The sequence below is a fragment of the Chryseotalea sanaruensis genome (assembly GCF_003990915.1).
In the GTDB taxonomy this organism is placed as follows: Bacteria; Bacteroidota; Bacteroidia; order Cytophagales; family Cyclobacteriaceae; genus Chryseotalea; species Chryseotalea sanaruensis.
On sequence record NZ_BHXQ01000003.1, the window covers coordinates 513,032 to 536,083 of the forward strand.

Here is a 23,052-nt window from a genome sequence, read left to right on the forward strand (position 1 = left end):
GTGATTTGACATTTAGAGTCGCCTTAGCGACATAAGACCTTAGCCCATGAATACAGAACTTAGTCACGAACAGCTCATTAGTATCAAGAAAAGCTATTTAAACATGCTCGCACTTTTTCTTGAGAAAGAACAAGTAAGAAGTGCCTACTTACGCTGTTTATTAAAATGGGGCTTTCAGTTGCACCTTTCTCCTGCAGATCTTTATCACATTAATGTGGATGTTTCTGAACTGGCCTATAAAGATCCAGACAGTAAAGTGGAGAAGCTTGAGTCCATCTATCACCTTGTTTACATGATTTACCTTGATCAGGTGGTAGAAGACATGGAACTGGAAGTGGCCTCCCTATATGCTGTTAAACTTGGCTTTAAAGAAAATCTTGTAAGTGAATTATTTAAATCGATCGCCACGGCTGTCTATGATGATAGTGTGAAACGTGACGTTCGCCAAGAGGTGCTGGATTTCCTGAAAGTGTACGAAGTCTAACCGACAGCAACAAAGCAAAGCTGTCGTTTTTAACACTTTACCAAAAAAATGGCTTTCTTTGTAATGATTCCATATGTCCTCTCTAAACTCATACCGGTCAATCAGCTTAACAGGCATTCAAAAGAGCTATGCTATATTGCTTTTTGCTGTCCTTTGCCTTCCGTGGGGTTTATCGGCTCAAAACTTTCATAAAAACAAGCATAAGTATTATAAAAGCGTATACAGAAAGGGCAATTCCTCTGTGGCTCGGGCTTGTGATATCGTTAAAAAAAATAAAAAATCAGGTAAAAACAGGCAGGTGCCATCCCTGGCTGCCCGAAAAAGCAAACCTAAGCCTATGGCTGAAGTAGGACCTCCCGTGTCTGCTTCCTCTAAAAGTACTCCCTCCATTGCTCCTAGACCCATACCAAAGATTACCACCGGTAAACCGACTTTCTCACCTACCCCTACTGTTCCCAAAACCTTGCTCGATGAACTTCATGAAAAGGAAGACAAGGTGTTGGAATTCAATCATTTGCCTAAGCCCACCTCTGAAAAACATGAAGAAATAAGAAGATTGGTATCTAATACCATTGGCAAAAAAACAGATAATGAGCCTATCGAGCTGGAACCTCTTTATTTTACTTTCGATGAAGATGAATTTGCAGTGGTTGACATGGATCCCTTTCTGATTGCAGTAGAATTTGCCTTGCAAGGCAAGCATATCTTAATTGAAGGCCATACCGACCACCAAGGCAATGATGATTACAATGTACAATTATCTATAAAGCGTGTTCAGAAAATACGCCAGCTCATGCTAGACATGGGTGTGCATGACGATCAGATTTCTGTTGTCGGATATGGTGAAGAGGTTACAGACCACACAGATAAAACTGAAGAGGGTAAACAACAAAACAGAAGGGTTGATTTTAAAGCTTTCTAATAGCTTATCCCTTCATTACCTCTTACTACCAAGTGCTATATTTTCATTCTTTAATTTTTGAGCTGTAATGGACATGCAAGTTTTTAACTAAAACGAAGCAATACCTCTACTTTTTAGCGCCTTAAAAATGATACAGTAAACATACTTGGCATTGGGTCATTTTTGAAAATATATGTTTTTAGCTCAAAAAAGTCGTTTTTTAGCGCATCCCTAACAATTTATTTAATTGGTTCACTCACTAGCGGTAAAGCTACTGATGTAGGGTGTAAGGATTATTTCGCAGAAGATAGCCATGTTGATGCGCGACATTTGTATCAACAAAACCCACAACACCATGATCTCATCAAGCATGAAAGGTAATTCGAAGGAAGTAGGGAACGTAAACGTTTCAGGCCGCTTAAAGCAGATTTTTGTTTTGATACTTGCCATTTTAATTGGGATGATAATCTCTGCTACCACTGCTGATGCTAAAGATTACAAGCGGGAGGGACAAAGAAAAACTTACAGAAAGCAAGTAAACCTTATGGCAAATGCTTGTCAGCTGTTAAGTGCTAAACGCACCAATACAACTAACTTCGTTGTAAAAGATAGAAGCAAATTGAAATACAGATAATTTTTAGATTGATTTAGTTTTAGAAAAAGCGTCTTCGGACGCTTTTTCATTTTATACCCATGATGGTGTGTAGCAGATTTTCGACTTCCATGTTAGCTTCAAGCCAATGCACATTCTGATCACGTTTAAACCAGGTCATCTGTCTTTTGGCATAGTGCCGGGAGTGCTGTTTAAGCAAACGCACCGCCTCTGCCCTATCATACTTTCCATCCAAGTAATCAAAAACCTCCTGATAACCAACTGTTTGCAGGGCATTTAATTGTCTTAGCGGGAATAACCTTTCAGCCTCCTCAAATAGACCTTCTTCAATCATTTTATCCATACGCAGGTTAATGCGGTCGTATAACTGCTGTCGTTCCATCTCAAGACCTATTTTTATCAACTTAAAAGCATGTTCTCTTTTCACCTTACCTCTAAAATGCTGTATAGATTTTCCGGTGAAAGTGCATACCTCTAAAGCCCTGATCAGACGATGTGGATTCTGTTTATCAATTGTATGATACAACTCTGGGTCTAGTCTTGCCAATGCTGATTGCAGCCAAACAATACCCTTTTCAGAATACTGCTCTTCAATTGATGTTCTTATTGATTCTGGAACTTCGGGTATTTCGTCAAAGCCATCAATTACAGCCTTTATGTACAAACCACTTCCTCCCACCATTACAACATGATCATGTGTTTTAAAAAGCGATTGCAAAAGAGGATATGCCTCCCGCTCGTACTGCCCTGCATTGAAATCCTGATGAATGGAATGGGAATTAATAAAATGGTGCCTGACTTCGTTTAACTCCTCAGAACTTGGCTTAGCCGTTCCTATTTCCATTTCCTTGTATACCTGACGAGAATCCGCAGAAACGATTTCTGTGCCTAATTGCTTGGCTAGGGCAATGGCCAAAGCCGTTTTACCCACAGCAGTTGGCCCGGAAATCACAAAAAGCCTTTTTTGGAGAATTGACACACTCAAAGGTACAAACCCTGCTCTATTTACTGCAAAGCGGGCGCAGAAGTGCCTTACCAACCTTACTTACTTTAATGCTATTTGCCTATCTTGCAGGCGCAGAAAAGTAGAGAAACGATGATTAAGTACACAACACAATTCCTGTTAAAGATCGAAGAAATGATCGGTGAATCTGACTACATGTTGCGCTATGAAAAAGGCAACTTTAAGTCAGGGTATTGCGTGCTAAAAGATCAAAAAATAATGATCGTTAATAAATTCTACACCACAGAGGGCAAGATTAATGCCTTGCTGGACATTCTTAAAGGCACAGAATTGGACACTTCTAAATTCAGCGAAAAAAGCCAGAAGCTTTTTGATGAATTAATGCAAACGCCTGTTAACAATTGATTGTTACTTTTTTAGGAACCGGCACTTCTCAGGGTGTACCTGTAATCGGGTGTACTTGTCATATCTGTACGTCATTAGACTACCGCGATAAAAGGCTCAGAACTTCTGTTCACATTATTGTTGACGACCAAAGCTTTGTTATTGATACAGGCCCTGATTTCCGTCAACAAATGCTGCGCGAAAAAATACAACGTCTGGATGCTGTATTTTTTACACATGCACACCGCGATCACACAGCAGGGTTGGATGATGTGCGTGCCTACAACTTCATGCAGTCTATGGATATGCCTGTTTACGGCACTGCAGAAGTGCTGGCACAGCTAAAAATAGAGTATGCCTACGCCTTCGCTGACATAAAATACCCAGGCATTCCCAGATTGTTATTGAATGAAATAGACAAGAGGCCATTTACAGTAAACAAAATAAACATTACACCCCTGCCAGTCATGCATATGAAGTTGCCTGTACTGGGATTCAGGATAAATAATTTCAGCTACATCACAGATGCCAACTTTATTCCTGACACAACTTTTGAATTGTTAAAAGGCACAGAAGTACTGGTGTTAAATGCTTTACAAGTAGAACCACACATTTCGCATTTCAATCTGGAGCAGGCTATTGCAACTGTTGAAAAGATAAAACCGGCAAAAACTTATTTTACCCACATCAGTCACAAGCTCGACCTCCACAGCGTTATAGAAAGAAAACTACCTCATAACATATCGCTTGCCTATGATGGCTTGCAGGTAAATATTTAGATATAGGCTGATCGTTGTTAGTTGGTCATAAGACCTGTAAGGACGAACAACGAATAACGAATAAAAAACAACCAACAACCATCTCGTGCACAACAACTATTATACACTTAAACAACTCACACGAGAACTCGAGCCTTTACTCAGCAGGAGTGTTGTTTCCGAGTGTTATAGTCAGAACAAAGAAGAATTAATCATTCGCTTTGAAATCAAAAACCAGTCATTCTACATCAAAGCTAATCTTCAGCCCAGTTTTTCCTGTTTGTCTTTTCCAGAAGTATTTCACCGGGCCAGAAAAAACTCTGTAGATCTGTTTCCTGATTGCATAGGGCTAACGGTTGAAAGTATCCGACAATTCAATGACGAAAGAAGTTTTGCCATTGCACTCAGCCACAACTTTTCTCTTCTTTTTAAAATGCACGGCAACAGATCTAATGTAGTTTTATTTGAAGGCGATCAGGTGCATACCATCTTCCGTAACAACCTTGAGGCAGATGAAAATATTGCAATGGCTGATCTTGACAAAAATATTGACTGGCGTATAGAGGCAATGCCAGATTTTGCCGAAGGCATTCGCAAACATTTTTTTACGCTGGGCAAATTGGTTTGGCGGTTACTGGAAAAAGAATCCTTTTTTACTCAAGCCCGGGAAATGCAGTGGAAAAGATTGCTTGAAATAAAATTACAACTTGAGTCTCCTGCATTCTACATAACAGAAAGTGAAGGCAGCATCTTGCTATCCTTGCTACCAACAGGTAATATCATTCTTCAGGAGGGCAAAGTCATTCTTGCGTTAACACAATTTTATAATCATTATCAACAGTTTAATGCGTTTGAACAGGAGAAGGCAAAAGCACTGCAGGCCATTGGTGCCACACTCAAGAGTACCAATGCCTACCTCAGTAAAACAAGGGCCAAGCTTAACGAGGTTACACATGATCAGCACTACAAAATCTGGGCAGATGTGTTAATGGCCAACATGCATGCCATAAAACCTGGTGCTACACAAGTAAGCCTGCCTGATTTTTACAACAACAACCAACTGATTGAGATCAAACTCAAGCAAGAACTAAGTCCACAAAAAAACGCTGAAGTCTTTTACAGAAAATCTAAAAATCAGCAGCAAGAAATTGAACGCCTGCAAAAAGCGCTTGATGAGAAAGAAACAGAGAAGCAGAAAAGCGAGGCTTTGCAAACACAACTGAGCAACATTACTTCGCTGAAAGAACTTAGAGCATTGCTGCAAACAACGCATCCGTCAACCAACAAGAAAGAAAAAGTAATTACACTCCCCTTCCATGAGTTTGTATATAAAGACTATATAATCTGGGTTGGCAAAAATGCACAAGCAAACGATTTGCTTACCCTTAAGCACAGTCGTAAAGAAGACTTATGGTTACACGCCAAAGATGTAGCAGGTTCGCACGTAATCATAAAACAGAAATCTGGAAAAGCTTTCCCTAAAGATGTTATCGAGCGCGCAGCACAACTTGCTGCCTATAATTCAAAAAGAAAATCGGAAGGCCTGGTACCTGTTGCTTACACACCAAAGAAATTCGTCAGAAAAAGAAAAGGCGACCCAGCTGGCCTGGTAGTGGTTGAGCGCGAAGAGGTTATTTTAGTAGAACCCAGGTTAATTGACAGTTGACAATGGTCAATGGACGATAGTCAATGGTGGGTGTACGTGTCTATTTATCTCCTCTTCTGGTTCTTAAAAAACCCCGCTGTTCGACATGTTAGCGCAGCGCATGTCGAACTTTTAATAAAACGGATTTTTAATCCGTATACTTTTAATGGTGTTGCGTATGCCTAGCCAAGAGATTACACCAATAACAATTAAACTATCACCTATTAAATTTATTTCAAATTGATGGTTGCTTTGTTAGTGATGCCACCTTACCAAGATTGGGCGCAACACCAAGAAAGACAAGGCTTTTCAAAACGGGATTAAAAATCCCGCAACATCAAGCGTTCGACATGCGCTGCGCTAACATGTCGAACAGCTTGTTAGAACCCAGGTTAATTGACAGTTGACAATGGTCAATGGACGATAGTCAATGGTGGGTGTACGTGTCTATTTATCTCCTCTTCTGGTTCTTAAAAAAGCAATAACTAAGCTTAGAATAGCCCAGTTAATAATCCTGATTTTGGGAATAGTATATTGTGAAAAAGACGAACCTGATTTAATGTGCTCCCAGTTATAAAAAATCAAATTAATTAGTATTCCTAGAATTAGAATAATTAGAAAGCTGACAACAAACTGTTTTAACTTAAAGTTGTTCATTGTCAGCTCTCTTTTAAATTTATTTCGACATGCCTGAAGAAATTTCAAGCCATCCAAAGCACTATTAATTGTCAATTAACCATTATCAACAGTCAATTAATTTTTACTTCACTACATTCACCTTAATCGTATTGGTTCTGTTACGCTCGTGAATCGGCATGCTCGCCAACACAATAAAAGTATCGCCAGTTTTTACGTGTCCATCGCGCTTCAAAACATTTTCCACATCATCCATAGTTTGGTCGGTAGAAAACATTTTATCATAGAAGTAAGTGCGAGCACCCCAAACTAAACTCATCGTGTTTAGAATAGTTGTATTGGCAGTAAACACAAAAATATTGGTATTTGGTCTGTGTGAAGCCGCTCGGAAAGCAGTGTGACCTGAATATGTCATACCTACTATTGCTTTAGCACCGATATCTTTAGCCAGTTTACAAGCCGATAATACTAAACTATCGTTTGTGTAAGATTCGTTGGTCGGATCTAACTCGCGATAGCGATAATAAATCTTATTATTCTTTTCAACAGAGGAAATGGTACGTCCCATACTGCGGATTACTTCAATAGGGTATTTACCAGCGGCAGTTTCTGCAGAAAGCATTAAGGCATCTGCCCCATCCATTACGGCATTGGCAACGTCATTGGTTTCTGCGCGTGTAGGGCGAGGATTTTCGATCATGCTCTCCATCATCTGGGTAGCAACAATCACAGGCTTGCTGGCTTTATTACATTTTTCCACCAACATTTTTTGTACCATAGGCACTTCTTCCATCCAAATCTCCACACCCAAATCACCACGGGCAACCATAACGGCATCAGTTAATTCAATGATTTCGTCAATGTTACTTAGTGCTTCTGGCTTTTCAATCTTGGCTATGATCTTAGCATTAGATTTATTCTGATCGATGATGTTGCGCAACACAGTAATGTCATGTGCTTTACGCACAAAGGATAATGCTATCCATTCAACATTATGCTTTATACCAAATTCAAGGTCTTTTAAATCTTTATCCGTTAATGAGGGCGCTGAAACTTTGGTGTTCGGTAGATTAATTCCTTTTTTCGATTTTAAAGGCCCACCATAAATTACTTCTGACACTACATCAATGTCTCTAACCTCTTTTACTTTAAGTTCTATTTTGCCGTCATCAATCAAAATAGAGTCTCCCTCTTTAACATCATTAGGCAAAGCCTTGTAAGAAGTACTAGCAATCTCGCGGTTACCGACTAATTCGCGAGTAGTGATAATAAATTCCTGGCCTCGCTCAAGAACAACATCCGGTTGCATATCCTGCACCCTTATTTTAGGACCCTGCAAGTCTTGAAGTAAGCACACATGTGTGCCCATCTCTTCGTTTAACTCACGTACAGCTTTTATAACCTTCAAATGATCGTCATGTGTACCATGCGAAAAGTTGAGGCGAAAAACATCAACACCCTCTTTAATAAGGGCTCTCAGCATTTCTTTATTGTTGGAAGCGGGGCCGACCGTGGCGACTATCTTGGTCTTGTTGTACGAAACTTTCTCGAACATAAAATTTAGAAAATAAAATTCTCTTTTGATTTAAGAGTATCCAAAGGTATAAAAGCAGCCAGTTCTACCGAAGGAATTTGACGAACGGCATCTAATAAATTTTCTGCAAACGATTGTTCGCCAGCCTGTACCACTAGCAAATAATCAAAATGTGGATATTCGGGAGCCAAAAAGTATTTTCCACCATCCGTTTCCTGCGGTTTGTTGCGTATGAGACGGATAAAACGAGTATTCGTTTGGTGTACATGGCAGGAAAAACTGCGCTCTATATTCCCCTTAAAACCCATTAAAATATCCTCTTTTTTTACGAGGTGCAGACCCAGACTCTTATTTAGTTCCCAAGCCAGCTTGTATCCTTTAAAACTACTGGCAAGGCCCAACAGCACAAAATCATAATCATAATCAACAACCAGCTTAGTTTTTTTCATACAAAAAGGGGCTCCGCAACAATTTTACAGTTAAAATATTCAGATTTGACAATTATGAGGTAAATCTCTTTCTTTGCACAGATTTTAAAATCCAAAACCTTACAAACATGTCTGAAATTGCACAAAAAGTAAAGCAGATCATTATCGAAAAGCTTGGCGTAGAAGAATCTGAAGTTACTCCTGAGGCTAGCTTCACTAACGATCTTGGCGCTGACTCTCTTGACACTGTTGAATTAATCATGGAATTTGAGAAAGAATTCAACATTTCTATTCCAGATGATCAAGCAGAAAACATCGCTACCGTAGGTCAGGCTATCTCTTACCTAGAGCAAAACGCAAAGAAATAATTTTTCAAGCCCAGGCTTGACCATTTCATCCCGCAAACCATGACATTTAAACGAGTTGTAGTTACAGGACTAGGTGCGCTTACCCCAATCGGCAATACTTACCAGGAATACTGGAAAGGTCTGAAGGAGGGGAAAAGTGGCGCTGCGCCCATTACTAAATTTGATACAACACTGTTTAAAACAAAATTTGCCTGCGAGGTTAAAAACTTCGAAATAGGCAATTTCATGGACCGTAAAGAGGCGCGTAAACTCGACCTTTTTGCGCAGTATGCGATGGTTTCTGCCGATGAGGCCGTTAAAGACTCAAACCTTCCGCTGCAAGAACTCAACCCCGACCGTGTTGGGGTAATTTGGGGCTCTGGCATCGGAGGGTTGATTACTTTTTCTGAAGAAGTTAAATCTTTTGCGAAGGGAGACGGTACGCCCCGTTTCAATCCTTTCTTTATTCCTAAAATGATTGCCGACTTAAGTGCCGGCCACATTTCTATCAAGTATGGCTTCCGTGGTCCAAACTTCTCTACGGTTTCTGCCTGTGCTTCTTCTACCAATGCCATTTATGATGCCTTCACCTACATTCGTTTGGGTAAGGCTGATGTTATGGTAACGGGTGGTTCGGAAGCTGCAGTAGCGGAAGCAGGTGTGGGTGGTTTTAATGCCATGAAAGCATTATCTGAAAGAAATGATTCTCCGGAAACAGCCTCCCGCCCTTACGACAAAGACCGCGATGGTTTCGTATTGGGTGAAGGTGCCGGGGCCCTCATTCTAGAAGAGTACGAGCACGCAAAAAAACGCGGTGCTAAAATTTATGCAGAGGTAGTAGGTGGAGGCATGACTGCCGATGCTTACCATATTACTGCGCCACATCCGGAAGGTTTAGGCATTACACGTGTTATGCAAATTGCTTTGGAAGAAGCAGGGCTTACCGTGGCTGATGTCGATTACATAAACACGCACGGAACCTCTACACCACTTGGTGATATAGGTGAAATCAAAGCCATTCAGCGTGTATTCGGTGAACATGCCTACAAGGTAAATATCAGTTCTACCAAATCCATGACAGGTCATTTACTTGGAGCCGCAGGAGCAATTGAAGCCCTGGCTTGTATTATGGCTATTAACGATTCCGTAATTCCACCTACCATTAATCATTTTACGGATGACGATGGGCTTGATCCAAATCTGAATTTAACCTTTAACATTGCCCAAAAACGCGAAGTGAATGTTGCCTTAAGCAACACCTTCGGCTTTGGAGGACACAACTTCTCAATTATCCTTAAGAAGTACAAAGGTTAAGCAGTCCTCAAAATCACATTTTTACCGTTCAAATCCTTTGTGTAAGTTTATGACTTGGCAAAAGATGTTTTACCTAATGCATTAGTGTTTGGTCTGGAAAATTCTCAGAAGTAAATCGGAATCAGATACAAAGCTTATAGCTGCTATCCGGAATTTTGCAGGTTTTACACCTTCTAATTTAGAGCTATACCGACTAGCAACTTTGCATAGCTCAATTGCAAAGCCAAACAGCAAAGGATTAAAAGACTCTAATGAACGTTTAGAATACCTGGGCGATGCTATTTTAGGTGCTGCTGTTGCCGATTACCTTTTCAAAAAATTTCCTTACAAAGATGAAGGCTTCTTAACAGAGATACGATCGCGTATTGTTAACAGAGAAGCACTTAACTTACTGGCACGTAAAATTGGCATTGGTAACATTGTGCAATTCGACAATAAAAACCTGCATCTGCAACAAGTAATTTTGGGTAATACCCTTGAAGCCATTGTCGGGGCTGTTTATCTGGATAAGGGCTATCTGCGTTGCAAAAAATTTGTAATAGATAAACTGATTGCGCCTAATTACGATTTGGATGAAATAGTCAACTCCAACTCAAACCATAAGAGCAAGCTCATAGAATGGTCGCAACGGGAGGGGAAAATCATTCGCTTTGAAATTGTTGAGGTGAAAAAGTCTAAAAACCGAAAAGAGTTTACCGCCCAGGTAATGATTGATAATGAGGCAAAAGGAACCGGCTATGGCAATAACAAAAAGAAAGCCGAACAAGACGCAGCCTTTAAAACCATCGAGTTGCTGCAAATCCAAAACACTGAGTAGTACTTTGTCATTGATTGTCAATATTTTTTTATCGGACTTAAGTATCTTCACTAGAATTATTGTTTTTTTACTGTCCAATAAACCAATACGATGCTTAAGCATCTTACCATAAAGAATTACGCCCTTATTAAAGAACTAGAGTTAAAACCTTCAGATTCTTTATCAGTTGTTACCGGTGAAACCGGTGCAGGTAAATCTATTATGCTGGGTGCACTAGGTTTGCTCATGGGCAATCGTGCCGACACCAAAGTGCTTTGGAATGCCGATGAGAAATGTGTCACTGAGGCTATCTTCGATATCAAGGGTTACAAGTTAAAGGATGTATTCAAATCAGAAGATCTTGATTACGATAATAACACGGTGATCAGACGCGAGATTAGTCCCGGTGGTAAGTCGAGGGCCTTTATCAACGATACTCCGGTTACACTGGAGGTGATGAAGAAAATCAGCAGCCTCTTGCTGGATGTTCACTCACAGCACGAAACCTTATTGCTCGGGCAACAATCTTTTCAGCTGGCTTTGGTAGATGCCTTTGCAGAGAATGAAAATTTACGCATTGAGTATGCCCTTGCCTGGAAGACCTATCTGGCGACCAAAAAAGAATACGAAACTCTAAAAGCAGAAGCTGAAACACTGAAGGCCGAATCGGACTATATCCGCTTTCAGTTAGATGAATTGGTGAAGGCTGATTTGCATGACCTGGACCAGGCCAAGTTGGAATCGGAAGCAAAAATAATGGAGCATGCTGAAGAGATAAAGCAACGCTTTCGCGCATCGCTTGCCATTTTGCAGGATGGTGAATATGCTTCTCGTAACTCCATCAGCGAAGCACGCAGCCTTATACAACAGGTAAATGCTTATGCTGAAAAGTATAATACACTTTTCACACGTGTGGATAGTCTTCTGATTGAGCTGGATGACATTATTGACGAATTAGAGCGTGAAGAATCTTCCATTGATTTTGATGCTGAACGTGCAGAATTTGTAAAAGAGCGTATCAACGTATTATATCGCCTGCTTAAAAAACACAGACTGAATGATGTTGCTGCTTTAATTGCCCTACAGGAAGAACTGCAGGAAAAAGCAAACATCACTGACAATGTAGATGAAGCACTCGCCAATCGGAAAAAAGCATACGAACAGGCAGAGAAAGAATTAAAAGCCCTTGCTAAAAAACTAAGCGACTCAAGACATAAAGTTTTTACTGCACTGGCTAAAGAAATTACAAGTCCCTTAAAGGAATTGGGCATACCCACTGCGGTAATAGAATTTGAAAGTACCAGCATAGCCCCTGGCGCCACTGGTACCGATAAAATTGATATATTATTTAGTGCCAATAAAGGGATTAGTCCAAGACCCTTGGCACAAGTTGCGTCTGGTGGTGAATTTGCACGCCTCATGTTTTGCATTAAGCAAGTAATGGCGGAAAAACAAGCTATGCCTACTTTGGTGCTTGACGAAATTGATACCGGTGTTTCCGGTGAGATTGCCTTGAAGTTGGGTGACATGATGAAGAAGATGGCCAAAAAACATCAGCTCATTACCATCAGTCACCTACCACAAATTGCCGCGAAAGGTGATGCACACTTTTATGTGTATAAGGATAATTCATCTTCAAAAACAATCAGTATCATTAAAGAACTCGATGAAAAAGAACGCATCGAAAAAATTGCTGAAATGATTGGCGGTGCCAAGCCTTCTAAAACTGCATTGGACAGCGCGAAAGAGTTGATGAAGCTTTAAATGTTATTAACGAGGCTGGAAGTTAGAAGCTCGATGCTAGAAGTTAGAGGTTAGAAGCTAAAATCCTATTCACCAAAAGCTAACTACGCACTCCTCGTCCTCGTGTGCAACGAGGATGCCTGAGGTTAGCACTTTCAGTGCCATCTTGTCTATAATGCAATTACTGCTAAAAGTCCTTGCCTTTTCTTAAATAATTCAATGCACTGCTATAAACAAATTCTCTGCCCGATAAACAAAATTGTCCGTATCAGGATGGTCAGGATCTGAGGATTAACAAGATTATAATTTTTGATACTCAATAAATGTTAAGCCTATCACTTGTCCACCTTGTTGTAGCTGGTGCGTTAGTTGTCGTTTAAAAAATTGCCTTAGGGTCATTTATCATTACTTGATTGAAGACAATTCCAATTTAACAAATTTCTCAATTTCTGTTGTTAAATTTGTTTCGTAGAAGTCATATCCTATCCCATTCGAAATCCAGCACACTTTCATATTTGTCCGACTGAAAACAAACTCGAGTTTGTTAATTACTGGTTTAGATTGATTAAAAAAATCCGGAAATGGCAAATTGTTTTTAGGGCCATTCTTTATCAATACTAAGCTTATGTAGTTGTTGGAATTGTCTTCGTAGTTAACAATTTTCTCAAAATTTAGACGTACTAGTTCATGGTTGCCTTTTAGAAATTCAAGATTTGAAAGACTAATCGTACCACCTCCGGCAATTTGCCTAGTGTCATTGCCCACGAAAAATCTAAAAGAAACAGAATCAGTTTTATTCAAAAAATCCCCAATATCGCCCTCCAAGTTGTACTCTTGTTTAAAACGCTTATCTAGTAATTCAATATTATAAAGTTTCCATTTCCCATTAATTTTTTCAAGTATGATTTGAACTTCAAAGCACAATGGATTAAAAAACAGTTGAGACGTATGCTTACCGAAAAAATTAGGTATAAGATTATAAATCTTTTGATGCCTTTCAATTAATGTTCCATCCTTTAATGTAGAAGAATTACTTGAGCCTTTTGCCAAATTATCCAACCTTTTAATTCTGTTATTTCCAAGAAAATCTTCAACGAATTCTATTTTATTTTTGAAATCAATTTTGTCAACTAAATTTGAATCAATTTTTAACATTCCTAGCAAATCTTTAGTATTCCTTGATTGAATCAAAGATTCAACTCGAGATATAACAGATTTTAAAGAAAAATTTTCAGAATTTTGTCTAGCCTTCACAATAATGTCTTTCCATTGTGATGACCCGTGAAGATTATAAAGATCTTGGTCCTTTTCCAAATGATCGGAATTACTCCAACCAAGAGATAATGATGTATCGAGAAAATTAAACGCCACACTCTTTTTGCCAGCTAATGAGGCGCTACAGGCAGCATTATAGAAATCAGAGGCATTGTCTCTTTTTATGCTAAATGCGGATTGATAAGCTTGTAATGATTTTTTGTAATCACCTTCTTTATAGTATTTACTAGCGGTATTAACTAATGTATAATAACTTTGAAGCTTGTCCTGCGCAAAAGATATCGTAATGAACGAGAGACAAAAAATTATGATACTTAGTTTTCTTATTTTTCTCATAAGTCAAAGAGTTTTTTCTATGATCTAGATGTGTTCACAGTCGAGTCACCCGAGGGAGTTTCCCTCACTGGTCGTAGCGTCTCGCTACGACCTTTTCCATGTTTATACAAACACCAATTCACTTTCGTTCTTTCTACTTCCATAATAAACACCTGCACAATTGCGTAGTTATTCTTTATTTGTCGTACAGAACGCCTTTGCATTCTTCCCGAATAAAAGCCTTGATCTAAGGAATGACGATAAATGTTATAAAATAAAGCTACTGATTATCATGAACAAATACTATCTGACCATGTCTTCTAAATTCCACACATAAAAATAATAATTTAGGCTAGCCTTTTCAAGGGTCGTAGCGAGACGCCACGACCAGGGGGCGAACTCTGAGCGCCTCCCCTCGTAAAGTTATTCCTGTTTAGTCACTGTGTAAGCAATCTAAAGACCAGTATAAACCTTACTTACTGCTGTCCTAATTTTTTTAAATATTTATAATGAGAAAATATAGCGTCAATTAAACTCATCTCATTATACGGTAATCTATATTTTATGGCTAGTGATTTAATTGTTGGTGAAATTAAGTTATACGTAGTATGTGGCAATTTCGGGAATAAATGATGCGCAGCATGAGAGTTAAATCCGCCAAAAATCCAGTTAGCTAATTTACTCCCTGGATGGTAATCCAGGGAAACTGCAAGTTGGTGTTCATAGTAATCATAAGGTAAAAACCCATGCCTATCTGTTTTAGGAAATTCAGTTTCTGTTGTTAAGTGTGAAATGATCAAGGTGAGCACAAAAAATATTGAAATAACAAAATGCATCAACAGAAATGCAGTGATGATCGTAATCAAGGGAATGTCCGACAGTAAATATGGAATAACGATTAAATAAGATAAATAAAAAACTTTCAACAGTATCAATTCAACAATAAAGGAAAAGGAATAGGTTTGATTTTTAAGGTTTGCTAATTCACTTTTTGATAAATAAATAATGTCCTTCACAAAGATCCAATGCAAAGTGTATAAACAATAAAGGACTGTTGCGTAAATGTGTTGATATTTGTGTAACACCTTTTTTTCATGACTTTCCGATAATCGAATAAATGGATTATTATCTATATCTGCATCACAGCCGTCTACATTTGGAAATATGTGATGTGACGCAATATGTCGCTTTTTCCAAAGCCTGGAATTAACCCCTTGAAGGTTAAAAGTAACGTAATAAATGAGTTGATTTAGCCTTTTATTATTGGAGAAAGTGTGATGGACACAATCATGAGAACTATTAAATGCCAATAAAATACCAAATAGCCCTAAAAAGATATAATTGAGATAAATCAATGCCCAATGCTGAATAATTAGTGCGTTGAATAGGTTAATGTATAAGGCAATAAACACCAGAAAATAAAACACAAATTTAAATTGAAGCAGCCATTTAGCTTTTTTTAATTCCGTTTCCGTTAATATAGAATTAGTTTCCATAATCAACTCCTGATAGAATTCCGAGGATTTCTTTTTGAATTTTATCTTCATGTCTTCCTTGAATTTTAATTGTATTCAGGTTAACAAAAATGATGCCCGGCTTATGAGCTCTACTCGTCCTCGTTTGCAACGAGGACGCCTGAGGTTGGCACTTGCAGTGCCATTTCGCCTATAGTACGGTTACTTTTAAAAGCCCCTTCCCTTTTCTCGAATAATCTAATGCACTACTATAAACATAATCCTCTGCTCGATAAACAAGCCCCGCTTCAACAGGATTATTGTGAACATAATCTATTTTATTCAGCATATCAATCTTCATTTGATCTAAATCAATGGCATGATTATCGTCTGTCCATATTTTAAAATCTTTAGCTCTCTGTGTACGCCTGGCTTCAAAAGCAAATTTATCTAACAACCATTCCCTTCTGCTTTCATTAATTTCTTCCATAACACTTATTATCTTCTTTGAAGTGAATTTCTTAAAATCCCTTAGAAAATCAGACATGCGGTGTGGCATGTGACAAGCCGCAACTAAATGAACATGATTAGACATTATAACCCAGGAGTAAATCTCAAGGCCTTTGGCAGCCTGGCAATATTTTAAAGAATCGACAAGTACATCTCGATATTCTTTTCTTGTAAAAAGATCAATCCAATGAATAACTGTGAGTGTAAGAAAATATCGCGAATGCTGGTCGTTAACAAAGTATCTATCGCCTGACATTTATAATTCAATATCTGGATTTTTCCCACAACAAGACAACTGGTAAATCAATGGCTAAGGCTTATTAAACTTTTAAGAAGATTAATTGAGCTTTAAGTGCGATGCAATCGCACACCTCGCACACCCTCGTTACAAACGAGGGCGAGTGGGGGGCACGATGAGCTATTAAATTTTACTAGGTTAACATCCGTTACAAGGAAAGGCGAGTGGGGTGTGATTAGAAATCACCCCACATTTTTGGGAATATATTATCTTCAATCTGTTTTTTAAAAAAATCTTTATACTCGATTATATCTTTAAGCCTCCGTTTGACTTTCTTATTTGTCATTGACAATCTTTGGTAATACTCCATTCTATGCATATCTGGATTTATTGAGTCTGAAATAAAGTTTAACAAATCTAAAGTCTTACGCGAATTCTGTGACTTGTCAGTTAAAGGTCCATAAAGGCTAAAAATTCTATACTCTTCTTTTGATGAAAATTCAATCAATATTCGGTGGCCATCGTGTATTTCTGAAACAGCTTTATTATCAATACGACTTTTTGCGTCCCTCCATTTATCTAGCTTTAAACTATCAAAATGATTTAACAGTAGTTTGGGATTAATATCCAGACTTATATTTTCTACATTTTCAACAACACTTTGTTTCTTTTTCTTATCGTAATTAGTGATGTACAAAGTCAAAATCACATTATTTCCAATTTCTATTATTAAGTCTGGCTCAATCCAAATTCTATAAATTATGTCATTGGATTCATTTTCCAGGTTATGAAGCTTTCTCGAAATAATCTCTGATTCGCTAATTATGTAGTCCTTCGTTATTATTCTTTCCTGAGCCATTGCTGGCAGGTTTATCAGGGATAATATAATAATCAATCTCTTCATTATCTGTCGCTAAATGCACGCTATCGCTTCTACTCGTACCTCTCTCACCCTCGTTGCAAACCAGGGCAAGTTGGAGTAGTCGTACTATAATAATTTATTTTGCCTTAGTCGCTCTAACGCCTGAATTCTTCCAATGTAATTAATTCTTCTTCTACCCTTTTCTTCCATGTCATCAGTGCACTAACGTCAGCACCCATTTTGGTCTCACGTCTGAACTGGTTGAACTCATTAGCCAAATTGGTCATTGAATTATTATACTTTTCTTGAAATAAAGGTGTTGGGTCATAGCCAAACTTACTTGTGGCTAAATCTCTTCTCAAGCTTCGTGCATGTACCTCGTAAATATTGAACATTACTAGAAAATAAATTAGTCCTGTTTCTGTCCTTGCATTACTATCAATCCAGGATTTTGTTCTGTCAAATATTGCCACCACCTTGAATTTTGTTTTCTGAAAGGCATTAGGTCTTTCGAAATTTGCAAGATTCATACAAAATATTTCTCCTGCTAGTCCCAGTCCTTCCATTGGCTCGCCCTTAAAGTCGTCCCATGTTATGGGCCGAGATTCTCTCCATTGAAGAGTATCATTTGAAACAATCGTCTGTCCTTGGCCTGTTAAGAAGGAGAAACTAAAAAAAATAGTCAAAACGTATCTCATAAATTTAAAGTACAATTGTGCCCAGCACTCATCCTAGTTTGCAATGAGAAGTACGAATTTAGCACTTTTAGTGCATTACTGTTTTCACAGCTGCAATGCGAAATCAAAAGCGATGCAATCGCATATCTCGATCACCCTCGTTACAGACGAGGGCGAGATAGAGAAAGCAATAGTGCATACACCTAGTTAGTAATAGGCATTATTTGTTCTTGTATATTACGATTGAGCCACTTACTATATCATGAATTGCTCTTTTTTGCTTACTACTTGTTACTGTCAAGAATGAAATCCATCCTAAGAAAAGTTTTAGAAAAAATCTTAACAATGCTTTTCCTAATGAAATTTTCAAATCATGGTTATTGTATTTACGAACTGTTAAGCTCATAATTCGATGTCCTAAAGTTGCTCCAAAAAAGGATGTGAGCAATGGATCATACAAATAAAACATAAATATCAAGATAAAACCCTTTAGGAAGCTTGGTATATCACCTAGTAAGTTTATTAAAACTGACACTATTGAAAATACAAAAAGTATTACTAATGAATCTAAAATTAACGCTTTTACTCTTGATAATAGTGAGGGAAATTGAAGTAATTCCACATTAATTTCTTTGTTCGAATTATGAATTACTTCGTAATCAATGACATCATTCTGATTTTGCATTTTTATTATTTTATGGCTTAGTTAATGCTTACGATAACGCTTGGCTCTGAATCGTTACTTTTATCCTTAAAAAATAGTTAAACAAAAGCAATGCTTTATAGCCGCTGTTGGCTCCCTTGCTGTTCTACACCAACACCTTTATATGAAAGTGTCTTTCTATGTCCCCTATTGATATTTTAAATCTACTTGCAATTATTTTTTCTAATTCGTTCTTTTGTCCGTCATTCTCAACAACAAACAACTTGATGTCGTCCAACTCGAATTCAAGTTTATATTTCTCCAGTTCTTTATTATGTTCTTTCATTTTTTGTCCATCTTGAAAGTCCTCGTGGGGAATCAAGACAGGGGGAAGTCCCGATTTGTCAACTGGAACAAATCTCCATTCTCGTTCATCATAAAATCGCCCTATGTCAATAGCCTGTCCTCGTTTATTTAAGAATATACTTTCACTATTGTTCTCATATTGCTTAACGTAAGTCGAAAGATGAATAAAACCTTTCATTGCTTGAGAGATCATTGAAACAACCTCCGTGTTACTTTCAAGGCACTTCACTTTCGATGAATGGTAATTTGAAAAACTATTAATAAGCGCTCCAATTGCGTCACCTAATGCCGAATTATCTGAAATATAAATTACCGGATTCAAGCCTCTCTTATAACCCCAGTTCTTAGAAAGTCCAATTGCACATGGAGAATACTTTTGCGAGTGCTTTTCAGTCAAGTTAATTGGAAGGTCACAGAAGCAAACCATTGGAATTAGCGAAACAGTTGCCGGTCTTGGAAAAAGGTCACTCAATGTTGTGTGTTCAAATCTGTATCTCGGATAAAAGCCATTCTCAGCAATCCCAAGTAGGTGTTCAAATTTTGTGAAGTGAAAAAGTTCGTCAGATGTAATTAGGTTGTCCATATTTTTTTGAACCGTATGGCAGCCAACGCATGCCTATATAATACCCCGAGCCCATACTGTTGTATTAGTCTCTAATATCGGCTGGTTTTGTACATATCTGCAAGAAAAATGATCAAATATAACTCGATGCTCGAGGTTAGAGGCTCGTAGCTAGCAACTAAAACAGCTTTTCCTTATACACTAATTATACTTTCCCCGGCACCAACCTCCAAACCTCATCATACTTTATCCTCCCCTCCTCCACCAGTTCACGTACTACCTCAACAAATAATTCAGTATCCGCTGGGGCTATTCTTGTCTCAAGTTCATCAACAGTAAAAAGTTGATTTTTTACTAGTCGTATAATTTCTTCTCTTAGCTCAACAACAGATTGTGTATTTTCTTTTTTGCGTTTATCAACACACACATCGCATAAACTACATTGATCAAAAGTTTCTTCACCAAAATATTCCTGAATTACCTGCATACGGCAACGGTGATCTTGTGAAGCGTAGTTGAGCATGGCTTGCATCTTACCGATAATCAAATCACGTCTTTCTTTAAGTAGTTTTTTATCTACCGGTAGGTACTGGCTGTCTTGTCGTGGTAATACAAAAGTGAGTTGCGGTTGCTCTTTCAGTGGTAGATAAGCAAGTACCTGTAATTTATCAAGATGGGTAAGTTGTTCTTTAATTACTTTAGCAGAAGTCTTTAAGCCTTCTGCTAAATACGATTCGGCAATTGATGTAAAATCTGCAAACACTTCACCACCATACAAACGCAAAATCATTTTAATCAGCGGATCAAATTTTTCATTAGCTACCTGAAACTGATAAAGAGCCCCTTTATCCATACTCATATGAATGCGGGAGGGTGCATAAAAACTTTCATTAAAAGTTATTAGGCCTGATTCCTCCAGTTTACGCAAAGCATGGTAAACTTCACCGGGGAAAAACTGAAAGCGGTCACAGAAATGTTGTAAGTCAAAATCGTAACTCTCTCCCCCACTGCTGCCCATTGCCAATTGAAAGTGATTACATAAGGCCTGATATATTTTTTGCAAAAATTCAAAAGCTGGCTGCGATTGCTCAACCTTTGTTTGCAAATCCTGTGCATCAGCCTCCTGAAAAAGTATAGCGGCAAAGGAACGAATACCGTCACGTCCCGCGCGACCCGCTTCCTGATAATAAGCTTCCAGGTTTTCTGGTAAATCCAGGTGCACTACTACACGCACATCCGGTTTATCTATGCCCATACCAAAAGCATTGGTTGCCACAATTACCCTTACTTTGTTGGCAATCCAATCGTCTTGCAGTTTACTCCGCACGGCATGCGAGAGCCCTGCATGGTAATAAGTTGAAGCAATACCACTTCTGTTAAGCATGTTGGATACCGCTTCGGTGGCTTTCCGCGAACGAACATATACAATGGCTGTGCCTTTTACTTTTGTTAAAATTTCTAATAATTTTCTCTCCTTGCTTTCATTTTTTCGCACTACAAAAGAAAGATTTTCCCTTGCGAAACTCTTTTGAAATATTTTATGACTTGGTTGAAAAGATAGCTTCTGGATAATGTCTGTGCACACCTGTGGTGTTGCTGAAGCTGTTAATGCAATGATCGGTACCTTAGGATGCCAGGTGCGCAATTCAGCAATCTGTAAATACGGAGGCCTGAAATCGTAACCCCATTGTGAAATACAATGTGCTTCGTCAACAGCTATCAGCGCGACTTTCATTTGCTTAAAGCGTTCAATGAAGATATCAGTTTGCAGACGCTCAGGTGAAACGTAAAGGAATTTCATTCCACCATACAAGGCATTGTTCAGGTGTAAATCTATTTCATAACGATTCATGCCCGAATGAACAGCTACAGCAAGAATGTCGCGTTTCTTTAGCTGCTCTACCTGATCTTTCATCAAGGCAATCAGCGGGGAGATAACAATGCAAACGCCTTCCATCATTAATGCCGGCACCTGAAAGCAAATGGATTTACCACCACCCGTTGGTAAGAGGGCTAAAGTGTCGTGGCCATTCACAACAGCATCAATAATATCCTGCTGCAAAGGTCGAAACTGACTATGCTTCCAATACTGCTGTAATATGGATAAGGCTGTTGACACGCAATGGGAAAGCGACTAAGATACAACGAGAATTGCTAGAAAATAAAAGAATGTAATGTTCGTTGATTAAACTGAAAAAGAGAATATTTTCAAAGTACTTCGAATAAGTAGCAACCATTGTGATTCGCTCTCAGGCCGCTGGGCCTCGCATACTCATTCAAGGCTGTATGCTATCCCTGCCTACCGGCAGGCAGGCGCACATACCCTGCCAGACCAAAGATAGCATAATGCCTTGTCTGAGCATGCTGTAAGTAAGCACAAGAAAATCGCATTCTATTCAGGGTGGCTATTTTTAAAAGAATTATTACTAAGATTTTATCTGTCAAGTATCGTCTCCCGGTTGGGGACGATACGCTTTTAAAGACTTATTACGTTAAAAAATTACCATACGCAACCTTCAACGTGAGGTAACCTCATCGTCCCTTCGGAGAAGATGAGTGGAAGAGAAAAAAAACATCCGTCAGACCGCTGAATGCGAAAGCAAACAGCGATCTGACGGATGTTAGGTAAAGACGCGCATTAGCAGTTTTTACAATTGTAATTCAATTACTACTTGGCGCTTTGTAATAGTTTAACACCGGTTTCGCCCAGATGCTTGACTAAAATTTTTCTGTATTGCGCTGAGTTTAAATAACCACCACCTGAATTAAAAAACTCCTCAAGAACAGGATACCAGTCGCTATTTAGTGGCAGCACAAAACCAAATTGTTCTGCAGCTTTATCAGCAATTGGATGTCGCTTTATGCTTTTTTTCATATTAACAGCTTCCAGGTAAAATCCCAGATCCAAATAAGCAAAACCATTGGGATCAGCCATTACCTTCTCAAGCGTTTCCTGGCTAGTGGCAGTGTACGCAATCTTCATCGCTGGAAAGTATGTTTTCTTTAGTTCCAGAATTCTCTTTTCATTTAATGTGCCTTTTGCGGTGTAACCTGTTAGTTTACCAAAAGTGTTTGGCAAGTCTTCAAATTTGGCCAAGGTAGGCACACTGTTTTGCGTAATTAAAATGGCAAAATTGGTAATGAAAGGCGGACTGAATTTAACTTCTTTCTTACGTTCATCTGTAATGGTGATATTACCTAAACCAAACACACCACCAACAGAAGCTTTTGTTTTGTCGTACATGCCGCGGAAGCTACTGCCATCACCAACAAATTTTGAAGTAAGACTAACTTTTTTATTCTCACTTGTCCATTTTACAAAGTCCGTCATAATATCTACACAGATACCGGTAAGTTTTCCGCTGGCATCTTTATATACAAAACTGGGGGTCTCAACATAGGCCATACTAACTGTGCCTTTGCCCGTAGCTTTCACCTGAGCCCACGTATCACCCGTATAACCCTGGGCAAACAGGCCAACCGTACTAATCAAAAATAAGAGGGGAATAAGTTTAATTGTTTTCATTGGTCAATCGTTAATCATTTAATATTAAAGGATTAACCCCAATTATTCGGCCAAAAAGTAATATTGAAGTACTTTTT

General features: G+C 38.6%; 22 protein-coding genes. 10 read left to right on the top strand and 12 right to left on the bottom strand.

Annotated features, from left to right (window positions below):
- Positions 1-46 precede the first annotated feature (46 nt).
- From SanaruYs_RS10185 to SanaruYs_RS10195, 3 genes are all read left to right on the top strand, one after another.
- A complete protein-coding gene (locus tag SanaruYs_RS10185) occupies positions 47-484 on the top strand; it encodes a hypothetical protein (RefSeq protein ID WP_127122446.1) in 438 nt (145 codons plus the stop codon).
- Between the two features lie 337 nt (positions 485-821).
- On the top strand, positions 822-1,406 hold the full coding sequence (locus tag SanaruYs_RS10190; RefSeq protein WP_160118632.1) for an OmpA family protein: 585 nt from the start codon (positions 822-824) through the stop codon (positions 1,404-1,406).
- 334 nt (positions 1,407-1,740) lie between these two features.
- A complete protein-coding gene (locus SanaruYs_RS10195) occupies positions 1,741-2,019 on the top strand; it encodes a hypothetical protein (protein ID WP_127122448.1) in 279 nt (92 codons plus the stop codon).
- Positions 2,020-2,065: 46 nt separating this feature from the next.
- Here SanaruYs_RS10195 and miaA read toward each other — a convergent pair whose 3' ends face one another.
- The gene (gene miaA / locus SanaruYs_RS10200; protein ID WP_127122449.1) at positions 2,066-2,977 is read right to left on the bottom strand and encodes a tRNA (adenosine(37)-N6)-dimethylallyltransferase MiaA; all 912 of its coding nucleotides are present in this window, start codon (positions 2,975-2,977) and stop codon (positions 2,066-2,068) included.
- 117 nt (positions 2,978-3,094) lie between these two features.
- Between miaA and SanaruYs_RS10205 the strand changes: the two genes are divergently transcribed.
- From SanaruYs_RS10205 to SanaruYs_RS10215, 3 genes are all read left to right on the top strand, one after another.
- Entirely contained in the window at positions 3,095-3,367 is a 273-nt protein-coding gene (locus SanaruYs_RS10205; protein ID WP_127122450.1) for a hypothetical protein, read from the top strand.
- Positions 3,364-4,125: an MBL fold metallo-hydrolase gene (locus tag SanaruYs_RS10210; RefSeq protein WP_127122451.1), complete on the top strand. Its 762-nt coding sequence runs from the start codon at positions 3,364-3,366 to the stop codon at positions 4,123-4,125. Before SanaruYs_RS10205 ends, SanaruYs_RS10210 begins: the two co-directional genes overlap by 4 nt.
- An 85-nt stretch (positions 4,126-4,210) precedes the next feature.
- Positions 4,211-5,770: an NFACT RNA binding domain-containing protein gene (locus SanaruYs_RS10215; RefSeq protein WP_127122452.1), complete on the top strand. Its 1,560-nt coding sequence runs from the start codon at positions 4,211-4,213 to the stop codon at positions 5,768-5,770.
- 739 nt (positions 5,771-6,509) lie between these two features.
- On the opposite strand, the gene pyk is transcribed toward SanaruYs_RS10215, so the two are convergent.
- On the bottom strand, positions 6,510-7,940 hold the full coding sequence (gene pyk / locus SanaruYs_RS10220) for a pyruvate kinase (RefSeq protein ID WP_127122453.1): 1,431 nt from the start codon (positions 7,938-7,940) through the stop codon (positions 6,510-6,512).
- 5 nt (positions 7,941-7,945) lie between these two features.
- The gene (locus SanaruYs_RS10225; RefSeq protein ID WP_127122454.1) at positions 7,946-8,368 is read right to left on the bottom strand and encodes an IPExxxVDY family protein; all 423 of its coding nucleotides are present in this window, start codon (positions 8,366-8,368) and stop codon (positions 7,946-7,948) included.
- A 107-nt stretch (positions 8,369-8,475) separates the two neighbouring features.
- Here SanaruYs_RS10225 and SanaruYs_RS10230 point away from each other — a divergent pair, with 107 nt between their 5' ends.
- The 4 genes from SanaruYs_RS10230 (at position 8,476) to recN (ending at position 12,568) form a co-directional block, all read left to right on the top strand.
- The gene (locus tag SanaruYs_RS10230; protein WP_127122455.1) at positions 8,476-8,715 is read left to right on the top strand and encodes an acyl carrier protein; all 240 of its coding nucleotides are present in this window, start codon (positions 8,476-8,478) and stop codon (positions 8,713-8,715) included.
- Between the two features lie 39 nt (positions 8,716-8,754).
- Positions 8,755-10,008 carry a beta-ketoacyl-ACP synthase II gene (gene fabF / locus SanaruYs_RS10235; RefSeq protein ID WP_127122456.1) on the top strand — a complete coding sequence of 418 codons (1,254 nt, stop codon included), beginning with the start codon at positions 8,755-8,757 and terminating at the stop codon, positions 10,006-10,008.
- An 88-nt stretch (positions 10,009-10,096) separates the two neighbouring features.
- Positions 10,097-10,825: a ribonuclease III gene (rnc, locus tag SanaruYs_RS10240; protein ID WP_127122457.1), complete on the top strand. Its 729-nt coding sequence runs from the start codon at positions 10,097-10,099 to the stop codon at positions 10,823-10,825.
- A 90-nt stretch (positions 10,826-10,915) separates the two neighbouring features.
- Positions 10,916-12,568 carry a DNA repair protein RecN gene (gene recN, locus SanaruYs_RS10245; protein WP_127122458.1) on the top strand — a complete coding sequence of 551 codons (1,653 nt, stop codon included), beginning with the start codon at positions 10,916-10,918 and terminating at the stop codon, positions 12,566-12,568.
- Positions 12,569-12,952: 384 nt separating this feature from the next.
- Here the strand turns inward: recN and SanaruYs_RS10250 are convergent, their stop codons facing one another.
- The 9 genes from SanaruYs_RS10250 to SanaruYs_RS10290 all read right to left on the bottom strand — a co-directional run bounded on the left by SanaruYs_RS10250 (position 12,953) and on the right by SanaruYs_RS10290 (position 22,975).
- On the bottom strand, positions 12,953-14,158 hold the full coding sequence (locus SanaruYs_RS10250; protein ID WP_127122459.1) for a TPR end-of-group domain-containing protein: 1,206 nt from the start codon (positions 14,156-14,158) through the stop codon (positions 12,953-12,955).
- Between the two features lie 455 nt (positions 14,159-14,613).
- Positions 14,614-15,684, bottom strand: a complete 1,071-nt coding sequence (locus SanaruYs_RS10255) for a fatty acid desaturase family protein (protein ID WP_127122460.1) — start codon at positions 15,682-15,684, stop codon at positions 14,614-14,616.
- A gap of 118 nt (positions 15,685-15,802) precedes the next feature.
- On the bottom strand, positions 15,803-16,357 hold the full coding sequence (locus SanaruYs_RS10260) for an REP-associated tyrosine transposase (RefSeq protein ID WP_127122461.1): 555 nt from the start codon (positions 16,355-16,357) through the stop codon (positions 15,803-15,805).
- Between the two features lie 217 nt (positions 16,358-16,574).
- Positions 16,575-17,198 carry a hypothetical protein gene (locus tag SanaruYs_RS10265; RefSeq protein WP_127122462.1) on the bottom strand — a complete coding sequence of 208 codons (624 nt, stop codon included), beginning with the start codon at positions 17,196-17,198 and terminating at the stop codon, positions 16,575-16,577.
- A 158-nt stretch (positions 17,199-17,356) separates the two neighbouring features.
- Positions 17,357-17,899 (bottom strand): hypothetical protein, encoded by a 543-nt coding sequence (locus tag SanaruYs_RS10270; protein WP_127122463.1) that lies wholly within the window; start codon positions 17,897-17,899, stop codon positions 17,357-17,359.
- A 199-nt stretch (positions 17,900-18,098) separates the two neighbouring features.
- On the bottom strand, positions 18,099-18,563 hold the full coding sequence (locus SanaruYs_RS10275) for an RDD family protein (RefSeq protein ID WP_127122464.1): 465 nt from the start codon (positions 18,561-18,563) through the stop codon (positions 18,099-18,101).
- 124 nt (positions 18,564-18,687) lie between these two features.
- On the bottom strand, positions 18,688-19,470 hold the full coding sequence (locus SanaruYs_RS10280) for an abortive infection system antitoxin AbiGi family protein (protein WP_127122465.1): 783 nt from the start codon (positions 19,468-19,470) through the stop codon (positions 18,688-18,690).
- Between the two features lie 184 nt (positions 19,471-19,654).
- Positions 19,655-21,568 carry a RecQ family ATP-dependent DNA helicase gene (locus SanaruYs_RS10285; RefSeq protein ID WP_127122466.1) on the bottom strand — a complete coding sequence of 638 codons (1,914 nt, stop codon included), beginning with the start codon at positions 21,566-21,568 and terminating at the stop codon, positions 19,655-19,657.
- Positions 21,569-22,117: 549 nt separating this feature from the next.
- Positions 22,118-22,975: a substrate-binding periplasmic protein gene (locus SanaruYs_RS10290; protein ID WP_127122467.1), complete on the bottom strand. Its 858-nt coding sequence runs from the start codon at positions 22,973-22,975 to the stop codon at positions 22,118-22,120.
- Positions 22,976-23,052 lie beyond the last annotated feature (77 nt).

Coding starts and splice junctions, on each gene's coding strand:
- fabF (WP_127122456.1), top strand. CDS start 8,755: ATGACATTTAAACGAGTTGTAGTTACAGGACTAGGTGCGCTTACCCCA.
- SanaruYs_RS10270 (WP_127122463.1), bottom strand. CDS start 17,899: ATGAGATACGTTTTGACTATTTTTTTTAGTTTCTCCTTCTTAACAGGC.
- SanaruYs_RS10225 (WP_127122454.1), bottom strand. CDS start 8,368: ATGAAAAAAACTAAGCTGGTTGTTGATTATGATTATGATTTTGTGCTG.
- SanaruYs_RS10280 (WP_127122465.1), bottom strand. CDS start 19,470: ATGGACAACCTAATTACATCTGACGAACTTTTTCACTTCACAAAATTT.
- SanaruYs_RS10205 (WP_127122450.1), top strand. CDS start 3,095: ATGATTAAGTACACAACACAATTCCTGTTAAAGATCGAAGAAATGATC.
- SanaruYs_RS10260 (WP_127122461.1), bottom strand. CDS start 16,357: ATGTCAGGCGATAGATACTTTGTTAACGACCAGCATTCGCGATATTTT.
- SanaruYs_RS10265 (WP_127122462.1), bottom strand. CDS start 17,198: ATGGCTCAGGAAAGAATAATAACGAAGGACTACATAATTAGCGAATCA.
- recN (WP_127122458.1), top strand. CDS start 10,916: ATGCTTAAGCATCTTACCATAAAGAATTACGCCCTTATTAAAGAACTA.
- SanaruYs_RS10195 (WP_127122448.1), top strand. CDS start 1,741: ATGATCTCATCAAGCATGAAAGGTAATTCGAAGGAAGTAGGGAACGTA.
- pyk (WP_127122453.1), bottom strand. CDS start 7,940: ATGTTCGAGAAAGTTTCGTACAACAAGACCAAGATAGTCGCCACGGTC.
- SanaruYs_RS10185 (WP_127122446.1), top strand. CDS start 47: ATGAATACAGAACTTAGTCACGAACAGCTCATTAGTATCAAGAAAAGC.
- SanaruYs_RS10230 (WP_127122455.1), top strand. CDS start 8,476: ATGTCTGAAATTGCACAAAAAGTAAAGCAGATCATTATCGAAAAGCTT.
- SanaruYs_RS10290 (WP_127122467.1), bottom strand. CDS start 22,975: ATGAAAACAATTAAACTTATTCCCCTCTTATTTTTGATTAGTACGGTT.
- SanaruYs_RS10275 (WP_127122464.1), bottom strand. CDS start 18,563: ATGCAAAATCAGAATGATGTCATTGATTACGAAGTAATTCATAATTCG.
- SanaruYs_RS10190 (WP_160118632.1), top strand. CDS start 822: ATGGCTGAAGTAGGACCTCCCGTGTCTGCTTCCTCTAAAAGTACTCCC.
- SanaruYs_RS10255 (WP_127122460.1), bottom strand. CDS start 15,684: ATGAAGATAAAATTCAAAAAGAAATCCTCGGAATTCTATCAGGAGTTG.
- SanaruYs_RS10250 (WP_127122459.1), bottom strand. CDS start 14,158: ATGAGAAAAATAAGAAAACTAAGTATCATAATTTTTTGTCTCTCGTTC.